The organism is Melaminivora alkalimesophila, assembly GCF_000282995.1.
GTDB lineage: Bacteria > Pseudomonadota > Gammaproteobacteria > Burkholderiales > Burkholderiaceae_C > Melaminivora > Melaminivora alkalimesophila.
In genome coordinates, this window is the sequence record NZ_ALEE01000782.1 from 1 (window position 1) to 8,136 (window position 8,136).

General features: G+C 68.0%; 7 protein-coding genes. 4 read left to right on the plus strand and 3 right to left on the minus strand.

The genetic code is table 11. The features are described from left to right. Positions 1–110: 110 nt before the first annotated feature. Entirely contained in the window at positions 111–713 is a 603-nt protein-coding gene (gene infC / locus A612_RS15065; protein WP_075807059.1) for a translation initiation factor IF-3, read from the minus strand. Positions 714–793: 80 nt separating this feature from the next. Then, on the minus strand, positions 794–2,725 hold the full coding sequence (thrS, locus tag A612_RS15070) for a threonine--tRNA ligase (protein ID WP_019375268.1): 1,932 nt from the start codon (positions 2,723–2,725) through the stop codon (positions 794–796). Between the two features lie 304 nt (positions 2,726–3,029). Here thrS and A612_RS15075 point away from each other — a divergent pair, with 304 nt between their 5' ends. The 4 genes from A612_RS15075 to A612_RS15090 all read left to right on the plus strand — a co-directional run bounded on the left by A612_RS15075 (position 3,030) and on the right by A612_RS15090 (position 7,114). Beyond that, entirely contained in the window at positions 3,030–3,749 is a 720-nt protein-coding gene (locus tag A612_RS15075; RefSeq protein ID WP_019375269.1) for a Crp/Fnr family transcriptional regulator, read from the plus strand. 64 nt (positions 3,750–3,813) lie between these two features. After that, positions 3,814–4,899 carry a phosphotransferase gene (locus tag A612_RS15080; RefSeq protein ID WP_019375270.1) on the plus strand — a complete coding sequence of 362 codons (1,086 nt, stop codon included), beginning with the start codon at positions 3,814–3,816 and terminating at the stop codon, positions 4,897–4,899. Between the two features lie 34 nt (positions 4,900–4,933). Further along, positions 4,934–6,208, plus strand: a complete 1,275-nt coding sequence (locus A612_RS15085; RefSeq protein WP_019375271.1) for an acyl-CoA dehydrogenase family protein — start codon at positions 4,934–4,936, stop codon at positions 6,206–6,208. 108 nt (positions 6,209–6,316) lie between these two features. Beyond that, positions 6,317–7,114: an IclR family transcriptional regulator gene (locus A612_RS15090; protein WP_019375272.1), complete on the plus strand. Its 798-nt coding sequence runs from the start codon at positions 6,317–6,319 to the stop codon at positions 7,112–7,114. 34 nt (positions 7,115–7,148) lie between these two features. Here A612_RS15090 and A612_RS15095 read toward each other — a convergent pair. Next, positions 7,149–8,136, minus strand: a 988-nt coding sequence (locus tag A612_RS15095; protein ID WP_040437151.1) for a serine hydrolase, incomplete at its 5' end; no start/stop codon positions are given.

Sequence of the window (8,136 nt, forward strand, 5' to 3'; positions counted from 1 at the left end):
CACCCTGCCGCGAGGCGGGGCGCCACGAAGGGCCCCGCCTTGTGGCCGGCCGCCGCCCTCGCGGGCGGCCACCGGCCGAACCTGGTCTTGTTCTTCGTGCTGCGTGCCGCTCAGCCCGCCTGGGGCGCGCCCTCGGCCGCCGGCTTGGTGGCGCCCACCTTCTTGCGCGCCGGCGCCAGCATCATGATCATCTGGCGGCCTTCCAGCTTCGGGAACTGCTCCACCTGGACGCTGTCGGCGAGGTCGTCGCGCACGCGGTTGAGCAGCGCCAGCCCCAGCTCCTGGTGCGTGATCTCGCGACCGCGAAAGCGCAACGTGACCTTCACCTTGTCGCCTTCGGCCAGGAAGCGCCGGATGTTGCGCATCTTGATGTTGTAGTCGCCCTCGTCGGTGCCGGGGCGGAACTTCACTTCCTTGATCTCGATGACCGTCTGCTTGGCCTTGGCCTCGGCTGCCCTCTTTTGCTCCTGGTACTTGAACTTGCCGTAGTCCATCAGGCGGCAGACCGGCGGATTGGCCGTGGCGGCGATCTCCACCAGATCCACGTCCAGCTCGCCCGCCATGCGCAGGGCTTCCTGCAGACTGACGATTCCCAGGGGCTCGTTGTCCGGCCCGGACAGGCGCACTTCGGGCGCCATGATTTCACGGTTCAGCCGGTGCTTGCGTTCTTCACGATGCCGACGGTCACGAAATTCGGTAGCGATGGTTCTCACCCTCAATCAAAAAACCACAAAAGCGTGGCGGTTTGCGCACCCGCAGTGCGCTCCGTGGCAGCCCCGGTGGGGGGCTGGGCTCAGGCCTTGGAGGCGATGTCCCGTGCGATCAGGTCGATGAATGCATCGACGGACATCACGCCCAGGTCCTTGCCGCCCCGGGCGCGCACCGCCACGGAACCAGCCGCCCTTTCCTTGTCACCCACGACCAGGATATAGGGCAGCTTCTGCAGGGAATGCTCGCGTATTTTATACGTGATCTTTTCGTTACGCAGGTCGGTGGCCACCCTAAGGGGTTGATCCGGCAGTGCTTTTTGCAGCTTTGCGGCGATTTCGCGACAGTAATCCTGCTGGGCGTCCGTGATGTTGAGCACCGCCACCTGCACCGGCGCCAGCCACACAGGCAAGGCCCCGGCGTGTTGCTCGATCAGGATGCCGATGAAGCGCTCCAGGCTGCCGACGATGGCGCGGTGCAGCATCACCGGCCGGTGGCGCGCGCCGTCCTCGCCCACGTACTCGGCGTCCAGCCGCTCGGGCATGGAAAAGTCCACCTGGATGGTGCCGCACTGCCACTGCCGGCCGATGGCGTCCTTGAGCGTGTACTCGATCTTCGGGCCGTAGAAGGCGCCCTCGCCCGGGGAGATCTCGAACTCGCAGCCCGAGGCTTCCAGGCTGTGGATCAGCGCACTTTCCGCCTTGTCCCAGCTCTCGTCCGAACCGATGCGCGCCTCGGGCCGCGTGGCGATCTTGTAGATGATGTCGGTGAAGCCGAAGTCGGCATACACCTTCTGCAAGAGCTGCGTGAAGGCCAGCACTTCGGGCTGGATCTGGTCCTCGGTGCAGAAGATGTGGCCATCGTCCTGCGTGAAGCCGCGCACGCGCATGATGCCGTGCAGCCCGCCCGTGGGCTCGTTCCTGTGGCAGTTGCCGAACTCGCCATAGCGCAGCGGCAGGTCGCGGTAGCTCTTGATGCCCTGCTTGAAGATCAGGATGTGGCCCGGGCAGTTCATCGGCTTGAGCGCGTAGTCGCGCTTCTCGCTTTCCGTGATGAACATGTTCTCGCGGTACTTGTCCCAGTGGCCGGTCTTCTCCCACAGGGTCTTGTCCAGGATCTGCGGGCCCTTGACCTCCTGGTAGCCGTTGTCGTTGTAGACGCGGCGCATGTACTGCTCGACCTGCTGCCACAGCGCCCAACCCTTGGGGTGCCAGAACACAGTGCCGGGCGAATGCTCGTCGATGTGAAACAGGTCGAGTTCGCGCCCGAGCTTGCGGTGGTCGCGCTTTTCGGCCTCCTCCAAGAGCGTCAGGTACTGCTGCAGCTCCTCCTTCGTGGCCCAGGCGGTGCCGTAGATGCGCTGCAGCATCTCGTTGCGGTGGTCGCCGCGCCAGTAGGCGCCCGCCACCTTCATCAGCTTGAAGTGCTTGAGCTTGCCGGTGGAGGGCACGTGCGGGCCGCGGCACAGGTCCTCGAAGCCGCCCTCGCGGTACAGGCTGACTTCCTCGCCGGCCGGGATGCTGGCGATGATCTCGGCCTTGTAGTGCTCGCCCAAGCCCTTGAAATACTCGACCGCAGCGTCGCGCGGCAGCACGCGGCGGGTGATGGGCTCGTCCTTGGCGGCCAGTTCGGCCATGCGCTTCTCGATCGCCGCCAGGTCCTCGGGCGTGAAGGGGCGCTTGTAGGCGAAATCGTAGTAGAAGCCGTTCTCCACCACCGGCCCAATGGTGACCTGAGCGTCCGGGAACAGTTCCTTGACGGCGTAGGCCAGCAGGTGGGCGGTAGAGTGGCGGATGACTTCCAGCCCGTCGGGGTCCTTGGCGGTGACGATGGCGAGCTGGGCGTCGTGCTCGATCAGGTGGCTGGTGTCGACCACCCGCGCCTCCTCGCCCGAGCCGATCCGGCCGGCCAGCGCGGCCTTGGCCAGGCCCGAGCCGATGGACTGCGCCACCTCGGCGACCGTGACCGGCCCGGGGAACGAACGCCGGGAGCCATCGGGGAGCGTGATCTGGATCATGGTGAAATTCCTGTGCGGTGCTCAAGGGGGAAGTGCGCTTGAGCCCGTAAAGCAAAAGCGCGGAACAGGGTCCGCGCTTTCATCGAGGGGGAGATGCAGGGTTCTCGTGCAGGCGCGAACGGCCAGCCTTCACAGGCTGGAGGGGGTCTCCGTGCTAGTTCGCGGTGTCATAACCGGATTGCCTTTCTCGCCCTTGGATAAAGTCATGGGTTAACCCTGCAATTGTACCCGGCCCGCAGTGTCAGCGCGCCACAGGTCCCTCAGGCGACATGCACCGCCCCTCCAGTCACCCACAAGACAGACCATGCACGAACCCATTCTTACGATCGAAGAACGTGAGGCGATCAATTCCGGTCGCTGGTTTTCCTCCCTCTCGCCATCGCTGCGACACGACATTCTCCGATGCTCCTACGTCAAGCGCTACAAGGACGGCGCGCTGATTGCAGCGCGGGGCGATCCGCCCGAGGAGTGGATCGCCTGCGCCCGCGGTGCGGTGCGCGTGAGCTCGACCTCGATCTCGGGCAAGCAAATCACGCTGACCTACGTGGAGCCGGGGATCTGGTTCGGCGACGTGGCCTTCTTCGACGGCGAGCAGCGCACGCACGATGCCTACGCGCATGGCGACACGACCATCCTGTGCGTGGCGCGCGGCGACTTCAAGAAGATCCTTGCGCAGCACGTGGAGCTGTACGAGGCGCTCTTGCGCCTGCACGCGCGCCGCATCCGGGTGCTGTTCGGGCTGGTGGAAGACCTCAACACCCTGCCCCTGCGCGCGCGCTTGGCCAAGCAGCTGCTGCACCTGGTGCGCAGCTACGGCGTCCCGAGCCTGGCGCACGGCGAGGAGATCCGCATCAGCCTGCAGCTGGCGCAGGAGGAACTCGCGCAATTGCTCGGGGCCTCGCGCCAGCGCGTGAACCAGGAGCTCAAGTCGATGGAGCGCGAGGACATCATCCGCATCGAGCCGGCCGGGCTGGTCGTGTGCGACCGCCCGGCGCTGATGCGCATCACCGAATCCACGCCCTGAGCGGGGCATCCGCAGGTGCGGCCCGGCCGGGGCGCCCCCTTCCTGAACAGCGAGCCTTCCATCCATGAGCAATTTCGACCACTTCATCGGCACGCGCCCGGTCTCCGGTGCCCACGCCATCGACACCGAGGCCCTCAGCCGCTGGCTCAATGCCCATGTGGACGGCTTCGCCGGGCCGCTGTCGCTGGAGATGTTCAAGGGCGGGCAGTCCAACCCGACCTACAAGCTGACGACACCAGCGCGCGTGTACGTCATGCGCTCCAAGCCCGGGCCGGTGGCCAAGCTGCTGCCCTCGGCCCACGCGATCGAGCGCGAGTACCGGGTGATGCGCGCGCTGGCGGACAGCGAGGTCCCGGTGCCGCGGATGCTGGCGCTGTGCGAGGACGAGTCCGTCATCGGGCGGGCCTTCTACGTGATGGAGTTCATGGCGGGCCGGGTCCTGTGGGACCAGTCGCTGCCGGGGATGGAGCCCGCGATGCGCGCCGCGGTGTACGACGAGATGAACCGGGTGATCGCTGCCCTGCACAGCGTCGATCCGGCGGCGGTCGGGCTGGACGACTACGGCCGGCCGGGCAACTACTTCGAGCGCCAGATCGGCCGCTGGAGCAAGCAGTACCAGGCCTCCATCACCCAGCCCATCGAGGAGATGGACCGGCTGATGCAATGGCTGCCCGAGAACATGCCGGAGAGCGCGCGCGACGAGAGCCGGGTGGCGATCGTGCACGGCGACTTCCGCCTGGACAACCTGATGTTCCATGCCGACGAGCCGCGCGCGATCGCCGTGCTCGACTGGGAGCTGTCCACGCTGGGGCATCCGCTTGCGGACTTCGCCTACCACTGCATGAGCTGGCACATCCCGCACGAGCTCGGACGCGGCATCGGCGGCCTTGATCTGGCGCAGCTGGGCATCCCGTCCGAGCGCGACTACATCGAGCGCTACTGCGCCCGCACCGGCATCGCCGAGCCCGAGGCGCTGGCGGCCGACTGGAACTTCTACCTGGCCTACAACATGTTCCGCATCGCGGCCATCTTGCAGGGCATCGCCAAGCGCGTGGAGGCCGGCACGGCCGCCAGCGCCCAGGCCAAGGCAGCCGGCGCCACGGCGCGGCCCATGGCCGAGCTCGCCTGGTCCTTTGCCACGCGCAGCTGACAACGCCGATCCGGCGCACCTACGGAGGAAAACCATGGATTTCGATTACTCGCCCAAGACCAAGGAGCTGCAGGCCCGCCTGCTGCAGTTCATGGACGAGCACATCTACCCGGCAGAGAAACAGTACGCCGAGGAGATGGCCGCCAACACGGCCGCGGGCAACCGCTGGCAGCCGCTCAGGACCGTCGAGGACCTCAAGCCCAAGGCCCAGGCCGCCGGGCTGTGGAACCTGTTTCTTCCCGTGGACACGGCCGAAGCCTCGGGCTACCATGGCGCGGGCCTGACCAACGCCGAGTACGCGCCGCTGGCCGAGATCATGGGCCGCGTGCTGTGGGCCAGCGAGGTGTTCAACTGCTCGGCGCCCGACACCGGCAACATGGAAACCATCGCCCGCTACGGCTCCGAGGCCATCAAGGCCGAGTGGCTCAAGCCGCTCCTGGAAGGCCGGATCCGCTCGGCCTTCGCCATGACCGAGCCGGACGTGGCTTCCTCGGATGCGACCAACATCGCCACGCGCATCGAGCGCGACGGCGACCACTACGTCATCAACGGCCGCAAGTGGTGGACCTCGGGCGCGAACGATCCGCGCTGCAAGGTCTTCATCACCATGGGCAAGACCGACCCGGAAGCCGCCCGCCACTCACAGCAGAGCATGGTCGTGGTGCCGGCCGACACCCCGGGCATCACCATCGTGCGTGCGCTCAACGTCTTCGGCTACGACGACGCCCCGCACGGCCACGCGGAGGTCATTTTCGACAATGTGCGCGTCCCGGTGGACAACATCCTGCTGGGCGAAGGCCGCGGCTTCGAGATCGCGCAGGGGCGCCTGGGCCCCGGGCGCATCCACCACTGCATGCGCCTGATCGGCCAGGCCGAGCGGGCGCTGGAGCTGATGTGCAAGCGCGCGAGCAGCCGCGTCGCCTTCGGCAAGCCGATCGCCGCGCAGACCGTGACGCAGGAGCGCATCGCCGAGGCGCGCTGCCGCATCGACATGGCGCGCCTGTTGACCCTCAAGGCCGCCTGGATGATGGACACCGTCGGCAACAAGGTCGCCAGGACCGAGATCGCCATGATCAAAGTGGTGGCGCCCACCATGGCCTGCCAGGTCATCGACTGGGCCATGCAGGTCTATGGCGGCGGCGGCGTGTGCGACGACTTCCCGCTCGCCTACGCCTATGCCAACGCGCGCACGCTGCGCTTTGCCGACGGCCCGGACGAGGTGCACCGCAACGCGATCGCCAAGTGGGAGCTGGGCAAGTACGGCAGCTACGGCAAGGCCGCGCAGGTGCCGGTCACGCGCGGCAGCTGAGCCGGCCGGGGCGCGCCAGCCCCCTGGCGCGGCCATGGAATGAACGGGCGCCCGGTGCGCCCGTTTTTCATCTCGTAAAATGGGGCACTTTTCCACCCCTTGCCCGCCATGAAGAAAAGCCCGCCGGACGTGCCCCAGAAACCCAGCGTCCAGGTGCTGGAGCGCATGTTCCAGCTGATCGACGTGCTCGCCTCGCGCGAGGAGGCGATCTCGCTCAAGGAGATCAGCGAGCGCACCGGCCTGCATCCCTCGACCGCGCACCGCATCCTGAACGACCTGACCATCGGCCGCTTCGTGGACCGGCCCGAGCCAGGCAGCTACCGCCTGGGCATGCGCCTGCTGGAGCTGGGCAACCTGGTGAAGGCGCGCCTGTCGGTGCGCGACGCGGCGCTGGCCCCGATGCGCCAGCTGCACAAGGCGATCCAGCAGCCGGTCAACCTGAGCGTGCGCCAGGGCGACGAGATCGTCTACATCGAGCGCGCCTACAGCGAGCGCTCCGGGATGCAGGTGGTGCGTGCCATCGGCGGGCACGCGCCGCTGCACCTGACCTCGACCGGCAAGCTTTTTCTCGCCGCCGACGACCCCCAACGGGTGCGCGCCTACGCGGCGCGCACCGGCCTGCCCGGCCATACGCGCAACAGCATCACCCAGTTGCCGGCGCTCGAACGGGAGCTGGCGCGCGCGCGCCAGTGGGGCGTGGCCCACGACAACGAGGAGCTGGAGCTGGGCGTGCGCTGCATGGCGGCCGGGGTGTTCGACGACCAGGGGCAGCTGGTGGCCGGCCTGTCGATCTCGGCGCCGGCCGACCGGCTCGACGAAGGCTGGCTGCCCAAGCTGCAGGACACGGCGCAGCAGATTTCCGCCGCCCTGGGCTACAGCGCGGGGCTGCGCACCGTCCTGCGCTGAGGGCCGGGCGCCGGTCCGTCCGGCGCCGCACGGCTCAAGGCTTGAGGCCGGCGCCTGCGGCCCCGGCGTGCAGCACGCTGGCGCCGCCCGTCTGCAGGCTCTCCACCCACGAGCGCACGCGCTCGGCATCGCCCAGACGGCTGAACTTGCCGGCCGAATCCAGGAACACCATGATGAGCTTGCGCCCCGCCACCTCGGCCTGCATCACCAGGCAGCGCCCCGCCTCGGAGATGTAGCCCGTCTTTTGCAGGCCAATCTCCCAGGCCGGGCTCTGCACCAGGCGGTTGGTGTTGCGATACTGCAGGACGCGCTGGCCGATCGCCACCTCATGGCCCGGGGAAGTGGACAGCTCGCGCAGCAGCGGATCGGCGTGCGCCACGTTCACCAGCGTCGCCAGGTCGTGCGCGCTCGATTGGTTCTGGCTCGACAGGCCGGTCGGCTCGACATAGCGGGTGTCGGTCATGCCCAGCAGCTTGGCCTTGGCGTTCATGCGCTCGACGAAGGCCGCCAACCCCCCGGGGTAGGTGCGGCCCAGGGCATGGGCGGCCCGGTTCTCGCTCGACATCAGCGCCAGGTGCAACAGTTCGCCGCGCGTGAGCGTGCTGCCCACGGCCAGCCGCGAGCTGCTGTGCTTCTCGGTATCGACGTCGTCCTGGGTGATGGTGATGGGCTCGTCCATCGGCAACTGGGACTCAGAGATCAGCAGGCCGGTCATCAGCTTGGTGAGCGAGGCGATGGGCAGCACGGCCCGATCGTTCTTGCTCAGCAGCACTTCCTTGGTGTCCTGGTCGAGCACCAGCGCGACGCTGGATTTGAGGTCGAGCGGGTCGGAGACCTTGTGCAACCCTGCAAGCTGGCCGAAAGACAGGCGGGCCGGCGCTGCGGGGGCGGCCGCACGCAGGGGTGCACGGGCGCTGCGCGCCGCGGCACGGGCGCGGTGGGCCGTCGCCGCCGTCGCTCCCTTGCGGGGCGTTGCGCGCGCGCTCGCTGCGGCGCGCTTCGCCCCGGCCGGGGCGGCCGCC